Source organism: Limosilactobacillus gorillae (assembly GCF_001293735.1).
Classification (GTDB): domain Bacteria; phylum Bacillota; class Bacilli; order Lactobacillales; family Lactobacillaceae; genus Limosilactobacillus; species Limosilactobacillus gorillae.
Genome location: NZ_BCAH01000045.1, coordinates 24,338 through 40,143, shown reverse-complemented (window position 1 = coordinate 40,143; position 15,806 = coordinate 24,338). Strand labels below are relative to the sequence as shown.

Sequence of the window (15,806 nt, the reverse complement as noted above, 5' to 3'; positions counted from 1 at the left end):
TCCGTGAACGGACTGGTAAGAGTGCCCGTATTCCTGAACGTCGCCGCGACGTTAAGTAGTCTTACGACTGCTAAAACCCTTGTTCTGCAAGGGTTTTTCTTTTGCTCTAATTTTAAAATTTGCCACCTAAGTTTGTGAATTTTAGCCATCTTCGATCGCTGGGTAGCCACCAGGTAGCCAACTGGCTACAATTCTTCGAGTTGAGCCCGATTTTTCACAAGGGCTTCATGGGTCACGTGAGTGTAGATTTCTTGGGTGACTCGGCTGTTTGAATGCCCAACACGCTGTTGGATCACATACATGGGGACACCTAACTCGGCGAGCTTTGAGATGTGCGTGTGGCGGAAGATATGAGAGCTGACGGGTTTGTTGATCCCTAGCCGCTTGGCAGCCGTCCGTAAAAAGGTGTTAAACGCTGAAATCTGAATTGGTGTATGATGAGATGTAGTGAATAGATACCCTTGCCCCCCAGCATAGTCGTATCGATCACGGTAAAGCTCAACCGCTCGCTTGGATAGCGCTACGTCACGCATCCCGGCGGGCGTTTTTGTTTGGTCGGTCTTGTGCCAGGCGTCAACCTTCAAGCCGGTATACTCAAGTGTGCCGTTGACATGAGCGACCCAGCCATCGGGCGTTTCTTCGATGTCAGATACGCCCAACGCCAGCGCCTCACCACACCGCATCCCCGTTTGATAGAGCCATTCGCAGAGGACGGCGTAAGTGTGGTTGTGGTCGTAAGCGTATTTGAGCAGGCGGTTAAGCTCGTCTTTCTCCAGGAATTTGTTGCGAGTCGAATGACCACCTTCACTCGGTCGGTAAGCGACCTCCAGATTGTCTGCCGGGTTGTGGTCGAGGTAGGATTCCTTAACCGCAAAGGCAAACAGCTGGTGCAGATAGATTTTGAACTTGGCGGCGTATGAGTTCGAGATGTGACGAGGCCCGTATATCATCCCTTCGATGGTTCTGGTCAAGATCAACGGCGTGATTTTCTCAATCAGTGCATCACCATCAAGCGATTTGATTAGCGATCGACTCATCATTTCGGCGTTGGCGTAGGTTGCCGGACGAACCCGCACCCGGTAGTTGGCTAGATAGTCATCAACCAAGCGTTGCAGGGTAATGCCTGGGATTGTGTCCACGTGTTTAACCTGACTCATGATCCTAGCAATTTTAGCTTGTAGGAGTACTTGAGCTTGGTGTTGAGCTTGCTTAGTTTTCTTTTCGAGCGTCACCGAAATAATCTTACGCTTGTTGGTCAGCGGGTCTCGGTACCGCTCGCAGTATTTGTATTTGTTACCTTTCTCAACGATATACATGATATTTCTCCCCTTAATTAAACGTACGTTCGATTTATGTACAAAAATAAAGCTCGGCGCTGTGCCGGGTCATTTATAGGTTATTGATTTCCATGGATTCTTTTAGATAGCAGAGATCATCGGGATATTTTTTAATATATTGTCCTACCCACACTTTTAACCATGAGATGAGATGTAGATAGGGATCTTTATTTCCCATGATTGATAGGCATAACAATAGAGCATTGATGCTACTACGAGAATATCCATTTTTAAACTTAGTTCGTGAAATTGAGCTAGGATAGAAGATAGGGGAGTAGACGGAAATTTGGTGTTTATCGGAACGGTGGTTATATACACGGCCACCATGAGCCGATAAATTACGATAATCAAGAATTAGTGTAAGGGAGTCACTAAATACTTGTTTGATTTTGAATTTCTCATCTAAGCCTGAGATAATCGATGGGTCAAAACCCGTCATTCTCCCAATTACTGATTCTTTGATGTTTGTATCTTTTAGAAGGCTAAATAAATACATGGCACTCCCTAAACTTAAACCTTTAACAAGAATCCATAGCGGGACATTATTATATTTGGTTCTATAGTGCTTATATGGTTCAACATCTAATGCTTGTATAGTATTCAACTTATTTAGTAAAAAGTCACGATCAGACTTACCTTTTGAATTAATATGGCCGGGTAAGTAATTTTCTTTTTTAGAGTAAGTTGTAAATTCATCTGAAATATATTCGGAAATACTATAAGCCAGGGACTGCTTGAAAGAATTTTCAAAAATTTCAATAGAGCTCATAACTGAAGATCGGATATTAGAGTCTAGTTGGTATAACTCAAAAATATGTTCAAAGGTAGATAACGTCTTATATCCTTTCTCATCATCTGCTGAGTCATTTAGAAAAGGATATTTATATCCATTGATTATTTCATAGTACCCATAATCTTGAAGTGTCTTTTTTGCAGCATTTTCATTCAAGATTACTAAGTCCCGATCTTTTAAAATCTTTAGTTGCTTATCAATAGTTTTGAACGGCTTTTCACTCATGTTTTACCTCCAAAAAATAAAAAAGGCAGGTACAAATATATGTACCCGCCTAGTCGGTCTTAAGCTGACCATTTAAATTGATTGGTACTATTTTCTAATATATTTTAATATTTGTCAATGCTTTTAGATGTCTTTTGTTATCAATTAAATCAATCCCATGCCTTAGATCGAATACGTAACCGCGATATTTAAACCCATTTTTTTCATACATAAACCTCCCCAGCGCCCTTTGCGACGCTTTTTTATATGATATACTTGATTTTGAGATAGGCGATGTAATCAAGCTCGCCAGAAATGCCAAAGCGCTCGCAAAACGACACGGCGTTAGATACCGGAATGTCATAAGTGGCGCAATAGTCCAGGAGTAGCCCGATAGCTGTTTGCTACATTCTTTCCATTGTATCGATTAATGTTTATTTATTTTTTTAGTATTTCATCGTTTTCAGTAATTATCATTCCGAGAATAAAGAATACAAATGGGCTAAGAACAGGCATAATAAAGTCTTTTAGGCATTTTGTTGCTAAGCAATTTGGAGAGATTGCATCAAAAAAGAATGTTAGTAAAGCGAACATAAAGAAAATCCATAAATATATTTCTTGAAATCTAGTATTACTTTTAAGCCGTTTGTATAAGCTTCGCATTTTACTATGTCCTTTCTCCCGAGAGGGATTTTTATTTTTCAGCTTTTAGCGTCGATCACGTTTGAACGTAGGTAATCAATGCTTACCCGAAACATAATAGTTGTGGACTTCTTCTCTGACTACATTGTCAAGATAGCTTGGTATTTCGTGTGATTCCATAAAGTCATAGACGTTAATACTTTCTTTTGGTACATTCTGACAATAAAATGGAACTAGAAGCTTAACGGCACCGGTGTTTGCTTTGTACTCAACGGACTGTTTGCCAGTGAAAGTAGCATGATAGAAACAAATATCAGTCTCATCGCCATTCAAGATGTGCGAAATTTCGTGGGCGAGCTGAAACGAAATTTCAGTGGGGTGATGCCAGTTAAGATTCATAACAATACTGCGATAAAGAAGCGAACAGCCTGGCGGGGTTTCAGGAGCCAGTTTGTCAGTCCAGATAACATTAATGTTGTGGTTAAAAGCCACCTTCTCTAGGTAGCTGCTAATCTCGGTCAATTTTGCCACCTCGATTCTTAGGAGATATAGAATGCTAAAATTAGAACATGGGAAAGTGATTTATGAATCAGATACTTTTGGAAAAGTAGTGTTAGATGAAGCACAAGTAGCTGCAGTGGAATTGCTCATAAAAAAATGCATCGGAGAAGAGCTTCACCAAAATCAGTAACTTTGATGCACCCTTTGGTAAATTCAGTTTCTTCCGCATTGAATTTGTCGTGAATTTCTACTCTGATGGATTCTTCTAATCTGTCGTAACTTGGCTTAAATAATTCGTTAGTTAGCCATGTATCATGTTTGACTTCGATAATACCTAGCGAATCAAGAACATCTAATGAAATATCTTGGTTTATGAGAGTACCGGCTTTAAGGAAATCGATACTCTTTTTTGATATGGTCGAAGTTCCTACATTATCTTTTTTGATGAAATACCCAAATGGGACAACATGGCCTTCCTGCTCGTTTATGTACTTTAACAATACAGCGTCATTTGGCCCCATTTGCGACATAGCAGTAGCCAATCTAGGGGTTACAAGGCCGTTTTTCCTGTTGTCTACAGTTGACGCAATCAGCTTTGCATACATAGCCCTGATTTTATCTTCACTGAGCTGATACTTAGCCTCTTCTATAGCTTTAACCACCAAGCCTAATTTAGAGTTATCACGGTTTTGTTCTGGAATTTTTTGGGTTTCCTGCTGGATATCATGTTTGAATTTTTCTAGTTCTGCTTTTTTAACAATACCTAGTTTAAGCAAAGGCGAAGTGAAGAATAAAACTAGTCCATTTAGCGCTTGGCCAATTGTTCTTGCCGAAGGGTTTAAAAAGGCTTCTTGGGTTGATTCGGGAAATGATTCGAAGATCTGATACCCTATGCCCAAATTTAGGTCGTCATGCATGCGTATATCCTCCTTATTTTCTCCCGCCTCTAAGCAACCGTTTCATGTATTCCAGATCCTGCTCAGGAATGGGCTTACCCTCGAAGGTGAAGATGGTGTCATCATCAGCGAGGTCAGCAGTATTGCGGTCTTCGTCTGGGGCGGTGGGGGTGAAGCGTGGGTCAATATCAGATTTATCAACATTGAAATACTTAGCTAGTTTTTCCACGTTTTGAGGTGATGGAAGCCTAGTGCCCTTGAAGTAACCAGTAAGAGTGCTTGCGTGGATGCCGACAGTCCTAGTTATGTCAATTTGCTTTCGACCACTTTTAGAGAGTAAATCATTTAGCCGTGAAGAAATAATTTTTTTATATTCTTTATCTTGAGGGGTCAGTTCAGTTCTAGCCACTTTGAATCGCTCCTTTTTTCATATATTTTATCAGTTTTGGGCGTAGTCCTTGACCAGGCGGGTGGCGAACCGGATAGCCTGGCCTTCTTCTTTGATCACTTCCACACGGCGGATGTCCGAGAGGTCGCCGTAATCTACTTCATGGTGGAAGACCTCATGTAACGCCGTCTTAAGTTGAGTTAAGTCATCGTCGTTGGCGTTGATATAGACGTCCGTACCTTTGATTAGCCCATGAAAGTGCGGATTAGGAATATCAATTGCCCAAAATCGAAGTTCTGGATATTGATCCTCTAGCTTCTCCAAGTCAGTCATAGGACGACACCCTCTAAATCCGCCGCCGATTCTTCATAGCGATTTTAACGAGTTCTATGATGTCTTTGCGTTCCTCGTCGGTGATATCTGGGTCAATTGAATACGCAACCAATTTTTGGTTTTCCGTGAGTGATTGATCATTTGCGGTTTTTTCGTTTTCGGGTCGACCTAGTAGGTAGTCGGTGGTGACGGCAAAGAGGTCGGCGAGCTTAGTAACGTTAGAGAAATCCGGCTCAGTTCGGCCGTATTCCCAATTAGCGTAGGTTTGCATTGATGATAACCCAATTTGCTTTGCTACATACGTTTTCGACCAGCTGTTAGCCTCTCTTAAATTAGTTAGTCGTTCACTGAATAATGACATTATAAGTACCACCTTTTTAGCTAAATAATACAACTATTTAGCTAACTTTTATTAACTTTAGCGAAATTATTTAAATATTTTGTTGACTTCGCTGTTTCAGCGAGTATACTAAATTACATAGCTAGCTAGCTGAAACAGCTAACTGAAAGGAGGTGCAATATGACCTCGGTTTTGAAACCAAACGCAAGTGAGCTATTGTCTCAGATCTTAAAAGAGCGTGGAATTAAGAGAGGATGGTTCGCCAAGCAGGTGGGGATTACTCCGAACTACTTATCATCGATGCTGACTGGTCGAGTAAAGCTATCAACTGATGTTGCAATTCGGTCGAGCCAGCTTCTCAATCTACCGCTGGATATTTTTTTAAACGTTAGTTAGCTAATTTAGCTAACGAAAAAGGGGAAGAACAATGAAAAACGAAATCCAATTATTTGACTTTAACAATCAGCAAGTACGGACTTTACTAATTGACGGTGAACCATACTTTGTCGGAAAAGACGTGGCTGAAATTTTGGGATACAAACGTACTGCTGATGCCATTCGTGATAATGTTCCAGAGAAATTCAAAGGGGTCGGTGTTTTACCGACCCCCGGTGGAAAACAGAAAGCAACGGTAATTAGCGAAGCTGGCCTGTACAAACTGGCATTCAAATCACACGCCAAAAATGCAGAGCGGTTCACGGATTGGGTTGCTTCAGAAGTCCTTCCATCAATCCGCAAGCACGGGGCATATATTACAGACAAAACGGCTTACGAGATTACTCACAGCAAGGAAGCGTTAGGCAAGCTTCTGATGCAAGCCGGCCAACGTCTGATTGATAAAGATAGGGAAATCGAAGCCTTGTCTGCCGAACTGGAAGTAGCCAACAAGAAGGCTAATTACGTTGATGTGATCATCGACAGTAAAGATGACATCACGACCACACAGGTAGCTCAGGATTACGGCATGAGTGCTGTAAGCTTCAATAAATTACTGAAGGAGCATGGCGTACAACGTAAGGTCAACAATCAATGGATCCTGTATGCCAAGTATCAAGGCAAGGGATACATCGCTAGTCGGACTATTCCGATTACAGGCCATGATGGACGCGTGCACACCAAGATCAACACGACTTGGACGCAAAAAGGACGCTTATTCTTGTACGAGTTGCTTAAGGCAAATGGCATTCTGCCACTTATCGAACAAGAAGACGACGATCTGGGACTGTAGGGAGGTATAGGGATGAATGAAGAAATGAAAAATCAAGAAATCTTAATTGATGTGAGGGTTAAGGGCTTAAAGAAAGTAAAAAAGGTAACTCTATCTTTTCAAAAACTGAACGAAGAAATCGAAAAGACCATCCAGCTGATGGAACAACTGAATGATCTTAACTAGTTAATTAAAAGCCAATTTTCTTAGCAACATATGCCTGAGTAGCGCTCATCTGCATTTCACTCCAGGAATTGAAATCGGTTGATTTCTTTACCCACTTATCCCACTCATCATCTGGGACCTCTTTAAAAGTAAGCTTGCCAAATTTACCAGCTTTAAAGAAGTCGTCAAATGCGGAAAAAGTGCCACTCGTATGATCAAGCAAAAAATTTTGATCAAAAAGTTCGTCAAATGGAATAGAGTGAGTGCCGCCTAATGACTCTATATTCCTCTGCATTTGGTTAAGCTTATTGACCATATCTTCAAAACCATAACTCATAAGTTTCACCTCCCTTCACCAGGGGATGACTTAAGTATACAACCGAGAAGAACCCCAAGATCTTAGCAGTAATCACAGATGACGACTGTGAAACTATTGAAGGCCTCAGGGTTCGATTCATGCCAGTTTACAAGAATTAATCCTTTTGAAGCTACAGTCAGGCGAGGAAAACATAAATATGGAAACCATTTACTACACAATTGAAAACGGTCATAAACAACTACTATCAACAGGAACAGCAAGCGTGATTACAAACGTTTCCGATTATGAAAGGGAAATGTACAGACGGATACTAGGCCATCCAGTAAGAAACCTTTTCGTAAACATTGATGGCAATGACTATCAGATTAGCTTAAAGCGGCAATCCAGTCTTTTGTTTGATGATTCCAGTAAGAACAGCAGTAGCTACATTTTTAAGGACCCCAATAGAAACTGACTTGATGGAGCTAGTTACTTTCTTGGTTTGATTCCATACTTCATCATCGCGAATTGAATCAAGAAGTTCATGTCCGGACCAAGTTATGTCAAAAACAATCAGCGAGAAACCAAGAGCGTATTTCTGATAGTCCGCATTTATATATTTACCATCAAGTAGTTGTAAGAGTGTGTATGTTATATCGTCTTCGGAATATCGGCTATTAACCATTTCTGGAAGTAGTTGGGAAAGTTCAACTCCAGAATGCAACATACCTAATCCCTGCGCTTCTAACGTAAGCAAGACGTATCGTACACAATCATGTTTCAACTTCATACTCTCACCTCCTTTCATCAGGGGATGACTTAAGTATACAACCGAGAAGAAAGGAGGGATGAGTAATGAGAACGGTTAAAGAGTTTGAAAAGGCAACTAATAAGTGCCAAAAGCCAATGTCCGATTACTCACGGATTATCGTTGAGACAGACGAAAAGAACCCCAAGATCTTAGCAGTAATCACAGATGACGACTGTGAAACTATTGAAGGCCTCAGGGTTCGATTCATGCCAGTTTACAAGAATTAATCCTTGTCCTTAGGCGGCATTGGGTCATTACCATATGAGTTCTTTAAGTTAATTTGACCATTACGCTTCTGGCTAACCAATTCAGCATGGTTATTAATAGCTTGTTGACGACCGGCTTTAATAGCTTCTGACTTAGTGCCATAGATCTTAGAAGCACGAGAGCTCCCAGAGCTCTTAACAGCCCAACCATTTGAACGAGGACTGACCCAAATTTGCTTTGACATAGTTTTCACCTCCTTTCACTAGGAGATGAGTCAATTGTACAACCTAAACGGAAGGAGAAATGATTATGAATCGGTTTCGATACCAGCTTAATAAGACCGAATTTATGGCTGAATGGCACGACAGTAACGGTAAGCCAATGTCAGAGTCAACGTACCAACGGCGCCGTAAGCAAGCAGGGAACTACCCTGACGGCTGGCGGGTATTTCTGCCAGATGGCCGAGTGGACATTCAAGAGTACCAGCGTTTCATCACCTGGTTAGGTAAGCAAAAGCATAAGAGTAAGCAAGACCCCCGTTTGGTGGTCTATCAAGAGTATTAGGAGGAAATAATGGGACCAATTATTGTTATTTTAGTCGTACTTTTGGTCGCTTTAGCATTGAATCAGCTGCTGCTGACTGAACGGTGCCATGAGCTGGAGATGAGGCTACGTGGTGAAGACTACGAAGGAGGACATAAGGATGAGTAACAGTGAATTTATGGCTGGTATGACGCTGGCCTTCCTGTCGGTTGCATTGTACGTGATCGACCACCCAGTCTTAGCGTTGATTGCCTGTTTACCATTCCTGATAATGGCGGTCAAGTACAGCTACCCGCAGAACGTAAAAAAGCCCAGCGGGCGTAACCGCTAGGCAGGCAAAAAGGAGGTTATGGTATGTTACACATCGTTACTTGTGCGGCAATAGGTGCTTTTGTAGGAATGGCCGGAACGATTCCTTTCTCAATTTGGGGGGACGACCCAAACAAGCGGCCTATCGTTTTCTTGATCATTGTAGCCATCTACATGTTAGTTGGATTGATTACTGGCGTTATTACGCTCAACTGAAATGATGCTATTGGAAAGAGTCGGGATTAGACCATTTATAACAAGCTCTTGAAGTCCTTCTTTGGGGTCATATCCTTCACCAGCTTGTTCATCGCTGATGTTATTAGAGTAGATATTTTGGATATGTTGAATTGCTTCTGGGCAATAGATCATCACCTTACTCGATAGCGCTTGGCATTCAGTAGAGAACTCTACTGGCATGGTCTTAGATGACTTGATTTCAGAGAGCAGTAAATCGATGTACTTGAAGTACACTTCCTCCATTTGATTAATCAATGAACGATGGATATATACTCTGTCGTCCAATTTGGTAACTCGTATGTGGTGTTTGTTAGATAGCTCTTTAAGTTGGATATCGAACTCATGGTTCAACTTCAGTATATCTTTTTGGAGCTCACGGTTCTTCTCGTCATTTTCTTTATCTCGCTTGATGCTTTCAAGTGAGAGCTTATAGTTCAGCTTACGGCTTTGATATGAGCTAAAGGCTTGGACGAGGTTAACAACTAGTGAGCAGATCAAGGCAACTAATGAGTACATGACAAACTCCTTTTGACAAAATTTAATAGATAATTTGAGGTAATTATATCATGAACAATAAAAAGGCTTATAGCATAAAAAAGACCTAACAGTTACTACCGTTAAGCCAAAAAAGAAATAATACATTTAAGGAGATTATAGCATGACACCAGATGAAATCAAAGTCGGCCAAGCGGCGAACCGGTTGTTGAAATTAGGTGATCACCTAGTTACGGATGCCAATCGACTTGTTCTACACGAACCGATGACGCGCAGTGAAGCAATCGCAGAGCATGACGCCATTATTGAGCAAGCAGAGAAATTAGTTCTGTACGCAAAGGACTGGAAGCACGAAGTCACAGGGAGGTTTTAACCATGTATCAACAACTACAACCGCCAGTAAACGCTAGCGAATTAACCGATCAAGTCGCAGGGCGCCTGGAAACTCTGAAGGATGAAGGGTTAGCCCTTCCAGCACATTACAACGCTCAGAACGCCTTGAAGGCGGCTTATCTACGATTGCAGTCGGTAAAGGATCGGCAAGGTCGCCTAGCGTTAAATGTTTGCTCACAACCAAGTATTGCTAACGCTCTGTTAGACATGGCCATTCAAGGCCTATCACCGGCGAAAAACCAGTGTTACTTTATCGTTTATGGCAGTGAGTTGAAAATGCAACGGTCATACTTTGGGACGGTTGCTGCGCTGAAGCGTCTGGACAGCATCGAAGACATTGATGCTCAGGTTATCCATCAAGGTGACGAATTTGAAATCGGGGCTGATGAGATTGGCCACATCATTGTCACCAAGTTTAACCCCAGCTTTACTAATTTAGATAAGCCAATTAAGGGTGCTTTCGCCTTTATTAAACTGGCTAACGGCCGAACCAATTATACGGTTATGACAAAGTCCCAGATTGATACTTCTTGGAGCCAAAGTCAGAATCGACAAAATAAAGTTCAAGATAAATTTAGCGACGAGATGGCCAAGCGTACTGTCTTAAACCGGGCCGCTAAGATGTTCATCAACACCAGCGATGATTCCGATCTGTTGACAGGCTCGATCAACACTGCTACTGAGACGGAGTACGAAGAGCCCAAAGACGTTACCAACACTGCCAAAGAGGAAGTAACATCTAATAAACTTTTAGCTGGATTTAAGAAAGCCCAAGCAGCAGAAAAGGAACCGAAGAAGGAAAAGAAGGACGTTCCACAAGCCCCTGAGAAGCCCGTAGAGGAAAACAAAGTGGAAGATGAAGAAGTTATCGAATCGGATATTAAAAACGATCCTGGGAAAGATTTAGAAGGTAAAACTGGAGGAAATGAAGCAGAATTACCAGATGGTCAAACTTCCATCTACGATTTCGTAGAAGGGGGTGAAGAGAATGCTTAAGCTTACACCAGAAAACTATTATTCCATTGAGACTGACTGGGATTACATGAGTTTCTCCCAGTTCAAGAACTTCGAGGAATGTGAAGCGAAGGAACTAGCCCGGTTAAAAGGTGAGTGGGAACCGACTAAGAAGAAGTCAACTTCGACCGCCGATCCGTTAATTTTAGGTAACTATGTTCACTCTTATTTTGAGAGTGAAGAGGCACACGAAGCCTTTATCGAGGAGAACAAGAAAGAATTACTATCATCACGTGGAGCAACAAAAGGTAAGCTCAAAGCAAGCTACAAACTAGCCGAAGAGATAATTACATCCCTCAATGCAGATGATATGTTTGCTTACTTCTATAAGCCAGGTGATAAGGAAGTAATCGTAGCAGGTGAGATTGAAGGGGTTGCCTGGAAGGGAAAGCTTGATAGCTTATCACTTAAGAACGGCTTTTTCTGTGACTTGAAGACGGTTGACGACCTTCATAAGCGTCATTGGAATGCTGATGAACGGCGCTGGGTACCATTCGTCGAAGATCGTCAATACCACATGCAAATGGCAGTTTACCGGGAACTAAGCAAGCAGACATTTGGTAAGGACTTAGCCCCCTTGATGTTTGCAGCGTCTAAACAATCGATACCAGATAAGATGGCAATTGATTTTGAAAGTGAAGAAGATCGGCAACTGATGCGGGAAGCAATGGACAAGATCCTGGCTAACCAAGATCGCTACCGTAAGGTGATGATGGGGGAGGTAGAGCCCAAAGCATGTGGCCGTTGTGAGTATTGCCGGCTTAACAAGAAACTGTCGGACTTTACACATGCAAGCGATATTGAGGTGTTTTAAATGATTAATCGAGTAGTTCTAACTGGGCGACTGACGAAGGACTTAGAAGTTAGATATACCCAAAGCGGAGTGGCGGTAGCCCGGTTTAATCTAGCGGTCAGTCGGCAGTTTAAAAATAAACAAACCGGTGAACGAGAAACGGATTTTATTTCCTGTCAGATTTGGCGGCAAGGGGCCGAGAATCTGGCCAACTTCACACACAAAGGTTCCCTAATCGGAGTGGAAGGGCAACTACAGACCAGCCATTACTCTGACAAGGATGGGAAAGAGGTTTACCGAACCGACGTAATAGTAAGTAACTTTTCCCTCTTGGAACCACGCTCAATCATTCAGGAGGCCAACCAGAAGAACTACCAAGCAAATGGTTACCAATCCAATCAAGGTTTTAATCCCGTTCAGAGCCAACCAAGCCAATCAACATATGGTGAGATGTACGCTAACGAAGCACCTACTGACTCTCAAATTAATAGCCAGATGGTCGACAAGATGAAGGCCGGACAACCAGCTCAGGGAGGGATGTCAGCGAATGATCTGCCATTTTAGGAGGGAAGATGATGGCTAAAGTTAAAAAAGTAAGGACGAGAGGGTTTACCCAAGTTGATAACCGAGTTGTAGATGACCCCAATATGAGCCTAGCCGGCTTGGGGCTCTATACGTATATGTGGCGCCAACCAGATGACTGGGATTATTACGTAACCGAGATTGCCAAGCACTTTAAAAACGGGCGTCGATCCGTCGACAGTGCAATGCACGAGCTGATTGATCTGGGGTATGTCAAGCGGGAACGGCGTCGGGACAATGGTCAATTTAAGGGCTATGAGTACACCTTATTTGACCATCCTCAACCGAATTGCCAAAACGGCGAAACGGTGTCACCGAATTGCTGTTTCGCGAATTCGGAAAACGCGAATTCGCGTTTTAGCACACTACCAATTACTAACTTAACTAATACTAACTTAACTAATGATTGGCTGAATGATATTAATTTAAATCTATTAACTGAAAAAGAGAGCGAAACTGAACAGCAGTGGGGTAAATTATCCACAAGGACTAAAGAGAGTTTGGATGGATTAGCAAAGCAGTTTGGCCAACAGATAGTAGTGGACGGATTAATGAGCTTTAACGACAATGGCCAGCATAAGTCAGGGCTAGTCAAGTACGTCAAGAAGTACATTGAGAGCCAGCAGACGGAGAAAACTCCACTTAAGCTCAGCGCATCCCTAGTTAAGCTGCAGAGAAGGCAGCAAACTGATGGAACGTATAAGGTACATGTTAATGAAAGCGGCAGGAGGTACTTATGACGAGAACTGCGAAAATGATCCGACCGGCCCACTACATTGACCGGCGAGGACATGACCTTTTCTATGAATTTGAGCATGGGCGCTATCCGGCGGTACTAGCGATCGGGTTCTGTTACTTAAACATGGTGAAATACGAGCGACGGGCTGGTAAGAAGACTATCGATCCGAGTGAGGATTTGGCAAAGGCCCGAACATACTTTGCTGAATATGAGCGATTACTGTATCTAAAGGCAATCGGCGAGATTCACGATCAAGGACTAGATCTAGCACTTAGCTATGATAATTTTAAACGGCGTAAGGAGATCTATCTAAAACGACTAGATCGAATCGAGGAAGACATTAAACGCGGACGGACAGTGCGTTAGTTAGGAGGATACAATGACCTACGAAGAGTTAACGAATCAGATGGATTTTACGGTTAACTTGTACTACTCAGCGAGTGAGGTAGCGATCCTAGCCCCATCCCTCGATACATTTGGGGATGATGAGCCAGTTGTTACGATTAGCAAGACTGAACCGTTCAATTACCACCCACGGGATTACCGAGACACAATGCTAGATTTAGAGGACTGGCAAGAAGCGGTCAAGTTAGCCCAAGAATTGGCGCTGACACCACTTAAAGAACGTGGCAAGGTAATTAACAATGATTGGATCAAACGAGCACAGAGGGCTCTACAAGGGATTCTAGGAAGAGGCTAGAAAATGGGGGAAGCAATTAAGTGGCTCCTGGCGGTGCTCATAGCAGCAGTGATTGCCAATCTGATCTGCTGGGCACTGATCGGGGTTCCAGTATGGCGATGGTGATGTGAGGAGGACGACAGTGAGATTATTTGAGGTTATAGATCCAGATCAAACGGCTCAGAGCGTAGCGGACTTCTTAAGGGGTAAAGGACGATATCGGTACAGGGGCTATCCAAAGCTGCTAGAAGATGAAGCGGTGTTCGGAATGGTGAGTTCTCCGGTTGGCGACATCACAGGGATTCACGGCTCTAGTGGTAATCGGGTTGAAGAAGCGATGATCGCTAAGGCACATTGCCGGTTGGCGATTAGTTGTGTGACTGATGCGATTAAGTCGTGCTTGCCAGCACAGCAAACGATTCTGAACGAGCGTTACATAAACGGCGCGAAACGTGAGACCGTCATGCAGATGGTTTTAATCGGTGGTAACGACCAGTATCAAGAGGCGGACATCACAGCGCGGACCCGATTCGCCGCCGCTCTAGATAAGTTTGTGGCGATCAGAGGGTGCGAAGATCTGATTCCACCGATCCAAGTGTGGAAGTGATTCAAAACCGGAAAAAGTCCGGAAAAAATGCGGAAACTATCCGGAACGGAGTGTGCAATAATATGTATTGTGGACAAGTAAGATAGATGTCTGACTTGGCCGCCAGCTTACACGTTTCTTCCCCAGTGATGTGTGACCTCCTTAAAGAATAATTAATTACGTACGCCGCAACGCCTGGTGGCACCGGAGAGGTTCGATTCCTCTGGTTGCGGATAGAGCTAACGTCCACCGGGTGGGCACTGATTTTTGAACAGGTTACAGCGCATGAAGGCGGTTCGACTCCGCCTCTTAGCTCATATGGATAGCATTTGAAAATGGAGGTGATAAACCTCCATTACCGATCCGCTATCCTTATCTGGCGTGTGGTCAGCTCCCAGTTTCCAATACTGAGTGCGTTCAAAATTTACATCGGGAGCGCTGGTTCGATTCCAGCCCGTCAGATTAATTTAGCCCTAACAATAGGGTTAGTGTGGGATCGGCAATGAAACCCCTTTACACACCGGCATTTGTCGGTGTTTTTAAGTTCTTTAAGTTGATACTTGTCGATACTTGCGATATACTATTATTAGTGGAAAGGCCTATTTCACTGAAGGAGGGATTACTATGAGTCAGGGGATGCTAACGCTTAGTAAGTGGGGCAACAGCTTATCTGTTCGCTTGCCACAAAAGCTGTTGAACCAGTTCGGACTCAGTCAAGATGACAAGTTTGAATTTAGTGCAACTGATGAAGAGATTATTTTGAAACCAGTAAAAAAACAAACTGCAATTCAGAAGTTGTTTGAAGGCTACGATTCTAGCCAGCCTTATCCGTACGAAATAGTTGATAAGGGTGGCGCGATTGGTGAAGAACTCTACTAGAAACAATTGATTCGTGCGAGCTGTCAAAAAGCGCCTTAACACGAAAATATTTTTTATCGGAGTGGTTCAATGAGTCATTTAGGAAAAGGGGACATCATCCTCGTTTCAAATGATCCGAAGCCTCAACACAATTGGGAACAAAAAGGCAAACGTCCATGGCTAGTAGTTAGCCAGCCAGAGTTGAACCAAAACTCGCCATTTGTTTGGGCGATTCCCTTTACTAGTACTTACCGAGATTATCCGTTGTCATACAACTGGGATAATCGAAGTTTAAGAACGGTAACCAAAGGAACCTTGCTTTGTGATCAGTTGTGTTCGTTAGATGTACACCATCGGAGCTATAAGCTTTTAGAACATGTTAGCGTCCCAGCGGAAGTTAACATGATGATTAAAGCGGTTCTGGGGTTTGAATAATAAAAATCGCCTGTGACTGAT

General features: G+C 42.8%; 28 protein-coding genes. 17 read left to right on the top strand and 11 right to left on the bottom strand.

The genetic code is table 11. From position 1 onward, the window contains the following. Positions 1-185: 185 nt before the first annotated feature. From AOQ57_RS07625 to AOQ57_RS07585, 7 genes are all read right to left on the bottom strand, one after another. The gene (locus AOQ57_RS07625; RefSeq protein WP_093626771.1) at positions 186-1,316 is read right to left on the bottom strand and encodes a tyrosine-type recombinase/integrase; all 1,131 of its coding nucleotides are present in this window, start codon (positions 1,314-1,316) and stop codon (positions 186-188) included. Between the two features lie 73 nt (positions 1,317-1,389). Then, positions 1,390-2,355 carry an Abi family protein gene (locus AOQ57_RS07620; RefSeq protein WP_093626769.1) on the bottom strand — a complete coding sequence of 322 codons (966 nt, stop codon included), beginning with the start codon at positions 2,353-2,355 and terminating at the stop codon, positions 1,390-1,392. Positions 2,356-3,072: 717 nt separating this feature from the next. After that, a complete protein-coding gene (locus tag AOQ57_RS07605; protein ID WP_235789033.1) occupies positions 3,073-3,498 on the bottom strand; it encodes an ImmA/IrrE family metallo-endopeptidase in 426 nt (141 codons plus the stop codon). A gap of 125 nt (positions 3,499-3,623) precedes the next feature. Next, on the bottom strand, positions 3,624-4,394 hold the full coding sequence (locus AOQ57_RS07600) for a DUF4393 domain-containing protein (protein ID WP_093626763.1): 771 nt from the start codon (positions 4,392-4,394) through the stop codon (positions 3,624-3,626). A 13-nt stretch (positions 4,395-4,407) separates the two neighbouring features. After that, the gene (locus tag AOQ57_RS07595; RefSeq protein ID WP_093626761.1) at positions 4,408-4,782 is read right to left on the bottom strand and encodes a helix-turn-helix domain-containing protein; all 375 of its coding nucleotides are present in this window, start codon (positions 4,780-4,782) and stop codon (positions 4,408-4,410) included. Positions 4,783-4,812: 30 nt separating this feature from the next. After that, positions 4,813-5,094: a hypothetical protein gene (locus AOQ57_RS07590; RefSeq protein ID WP_093626759.1), complete on the bottom strand. Its 282-nt coding sequence runs from the start codon at positions 5,092-5,094 to the stop codon at positions 4,813-4,815. Between the two features lie 13 nt (positions 5,095-5,107). Then, positions 5,108-5,455 carry a helix-turn-helix domain-containing protein gene (locus AOQ57_RS07585; protein ID WP_093626757.1) on the bottom strand — a complete coding sequence of 116 codons (348 nt, stop codon included), beginning with the start codon at positions 5,453-5,455 and terminating at the stop codon, positions 5,108-5,110. 159 nt (positions 5,456-5,614) lie between these two features. Here AOQ57_RS07585 and AOQ57_RS07580 point away from each other — a divergent pair, with 159 nt between their 5' ends. Genes AOQ57_RS07580 through AOQ57_RS08210 form a run of 3 tightly spaced genes read left to right on the top strand, consistent with a single transcriptional unit; the run spans position 5,615 to position 6,827 of the window. After that, positions 5,615-5,830, top strand: coding sequence for a helix-turn-helix transcriptional regulator (locus tag AOQ57_RS07580; protein ID WP_093626755.1), 216 nt, complete (start codon positions 5,615-5,617; stop codon positions 5,828-5,830). Positions 5,831-5,861: 31 nt separating this feature from the next. Beyond that, the gene (locus AOQ57_RS07575) at positions 5,862-6,662 is read left to right on the top strand and encodes a phage antirepressor (protein WP_093626751.1); all 801 of its coding nucleotides are present in this window, start codon (positions 5,862-5,864) and stop codon (positions 6,660-6,662) included. Between the two features lie 12 nt (positions 6,663-6,674). Then, positions 6,675-6,827 carry a hypothetical protein gene (locus tag AOQ57_RS08210; RefSeq protein ID WP_157686494.1) on the top strand — a complete coding sequence of 51 codons (153 nt, stop codon included), beginning with the start codon at positions 6,675-6,677 and terminating at the stop codon, positions 6,825-6,827. A gap of 4 nt (positions 6,828-6,831) precedes the next feature. On the opposite strand, the gene AOQ57_RS07570 is transcribed toward AOQ57_RS08210, so the two are convergent. Together AOQ57_RS07570 and AOQ57_RS07565 are read right to left on the bottom strand one after the other, a co-directional pair. Beyond that, positions 6,832-7,143, bottom strand: coding sequence for a hypothetical protein (locus AOQ57_RS07570; RefSeq protein ID WP_093626750.1), 312 nt, complete (start codon positions 7,141-7,143; stop codon positions 6,832-6,834). 352 nt (positions 7,144-7,495) lie between these two features. Further along, positions 7,496-7,894 (bottom strand): DUF2513 domain-containing protein, encoded by a 399-nt coding sequence (locus AOQ57_RS07565; protein ID WP_157686493.1) that lies wholly within the window; start codon positions 7,892-7,894, stop codon positions 7,496-7,498. Positions 7,895-7,959: 65 nt separating this feature from the next. Between AOQ57_RS07565 and AOQ57_RS07560 the strand changes: the two genes are divergently transcribed. Then, complete coding sequence (locus tag AOQ57_RS07560; protein ID WP_093626746.1) at positions 7,960-8,142, top strand: hypothetical protein; 183 nt, start codon at positions 7,960-7,962, stop codon at positions 8,140-8,142. On the opposite strand, the gene AOQ57_RS07555 is transcribed toward AOQ57_RS07560, so the two are convergent. Continuing rightward, positions 8,139-8,366, bottom strand: coding sequence for a DUF2188 domain-containing protein (locus AOQ57_RS07555; protein ID WP_093626744.1), 228 nt, complete (start codon positions 8,364-8,366; stop codon positions 8,139-8,141). The two genes, AOQ57_RS07560 and AOQ57_RS07555, sit on opposite strands and share 4 nt — an antisense overlap. Positions 8,367-8,431: 65 nt before the next feature. Between AOQ57_RS07555 and AOQ57_RS07550 the strand changes: the two genes are divergently transcribed. From AOQ57_RS07550 to AOQ57_RS08205, 3 genes are read left to right on the top strand one after another with little or no spacing between them, the layout of a single operon-like run. Beyond that, the gene (locus AOQ57_RS07550) at positions 8,432-8,686 is read left to right on the top strand and encodes a hypothetical protein (RefSeq protein WP_093626743.1); all 255 of its coding nucleotides are present in this window, start codon (positions 8,432-8,434) and stop codon (positions 8,684-8,686) included. 9 nt (positions 8,687-8,695) lie between these two features. Then, on the top strand, positions 8,696-8,833 hold the full coding sequence (locus AOQ57_RS08250) for a hypothetical protein (RefSeq protein ID WP_167336643.1): 138 nt from the start codon (positions 8,696-8,698) through the stop codon (positions 8,831-8,833). Beyond that, on the top strand, positions 8,826-8,996 hold the full coding sequence (locus AOQ57_RS08205; protein ID WP_157686492.1) for a hypothetical protein: 171 nt from the start codon (positions 8,826-8,828) through the stop codon (positions 8,994-8,996). Before AOQ57_RS08250 ends, AOQ57_RS08205 begins: the two co-directional genes overlap by 8 nt. Before the next feature lie 155 nt (positions 8,997-9,151). Here AOQ57_RS08205 and AOQ57_RS07545 read toward each other — a convergent pair whose 3' ends face one another. Next, on the bottom strand, positions 9,152-9,727 hold the full coding sequence (locus tag AOQ57_RS07545; RefSeq protein ID WP_093626741.1) for a hypothetical protein: 576 nt from the start codon (positions 9,725-9,727) through the stop codon (positions 9,152-9,154). Positions 9,728-9,869: 142 nt separating this feature from the next. On the opposite strand from AOQ57_RS07545, the gene AOQ57_RS07540 reads away from it, so the two are divergent. The 10 genes from AOQ57_RS07540 (at position 9,870) to AOQ57_RS07495 (ending at position 15,785) form a co-directional block, all read left to right on the top strand. Beyond that, entirely contained in the window at positions 9,870-10,079 is a 210-nt protein-coding gene (locus tag AOQ57_RS07540) for a hypothetical protein (protein ID WP_093626739.1), read from the top strand. 2 nt (positions 10,080-10,081) lie between these two features. Further along, positions 10,082-11,095 carry a recombinase RecT gene (locus AOQ57_RS07535; protein WP_093626737.1) on the top strand — a complete coding sequence of 338 codons (1,014 nt, stop codon included), beginning with the start codon at positions 10,082-10,084 and terminating at the stop codon, positions 11,093-11,095. Continuing rightward, positions 11,088-11,927, top strand: a complete 840-nt coding sequence (locus AOQ57_RS07530; protein ID WP_093626735.1) for a PD-(D/E)XK nuclease-like domain-containing protein — start codon at positions 11,088-11,090, stop codon at positions 11,925-11,927. The genes AOQ57_RS07535 and AOQ57_RS07530 overlap by 8 nt, the downstream gene beginning before the upstream one ends. Further along, the gene (ssb, locus tag AOQ57_RS07525) at positions 11,928-12,470 is read left to right on the top strand and encodes a single-stranded DNA-binding protein (RefSeq protein ID WP_093626733.1); all 543 of its coding nucleotides are present in this window, start codon (positions 11,928-11,930) and stop codon (positions 12,468-12,470) included. Between the two features lie 11 nt (positions 12,471-12,481). Beyond that, entirely contained in the window at positions 12,482-13,228 is a 747-nt protein-coding gene (locus AOQ57_RS07520) for a helix-turn-helix domain-containing protein (RefSeq protein ID WP_093626731.1), read from the top strand. After that, complete coding sequence (locus AOQ57_RS07515) at positions 13,225-13,593, top strand: DUF3310 domain-containing protein (protein ID WP_093626730.1); 369 nt, start codon at positions 13,225-13,227, stop codon at positions 13,591-13,593. The genes AOQ57_RS07520 and AOQ57_RS07515 overlap by 4 nt, the downstream gene beginning before the upstream one ends. A 13-nt stretch (positions 13,594-13,606) precedes the next feature. Beyond that, positions 13,607-13,927 carry a hypothetical protein gene (locus AOQ57_RS07510; RefSeq protein ID WP_093626728.1) on the top strand — a complete coding sequence of 107 codons (321 nt, stop codon included), beginning with the start codon at positions 13,607-13,609 and terminating at the stop codon, positions 13,925-13,927. A 121-nt stretch (positions 13,928-14,048) separates the two neighbouring features. Then, entirely contained in the window at positions 14,049-14,513 is a 465-nt protein-coding gene (locus tag AOQ57_RS07505) for an ArpU family phage packaging/lysis transcriptional regulator (RefSeq protein WP_093626726.1), read from the top strand. Between the two features lie 603 nt (positions 14,514-15,116). After that, a complete protein-coding gene (locus AOQ57_RS07500) occupies positions 15,117-15,371 on the top strand; it encodes an AbrB/MazE/SpoVT family DNA-binding domain-containing protein (protein WP_046026047.1) in 255 nt (84 codons plus the stop codon). A 69-nt stretch (positions 15,372-15,440) separates the two neighbouring features. Beyond that, positions 15,441-15,785 (top strand): type II toxin-antitoxin system PemK/MazF family toxin, encoded by a 345-nt coding sequence (locus tag AOQ57_RS07495; protein WP_093626724.1) that lies wholly within the window; start codon positions 15,441-15,443, stop codon positions 15,783-15,785. The last annotated feature ends 21 nt before the right edge of the window (positions 15,786-15,806 follow it).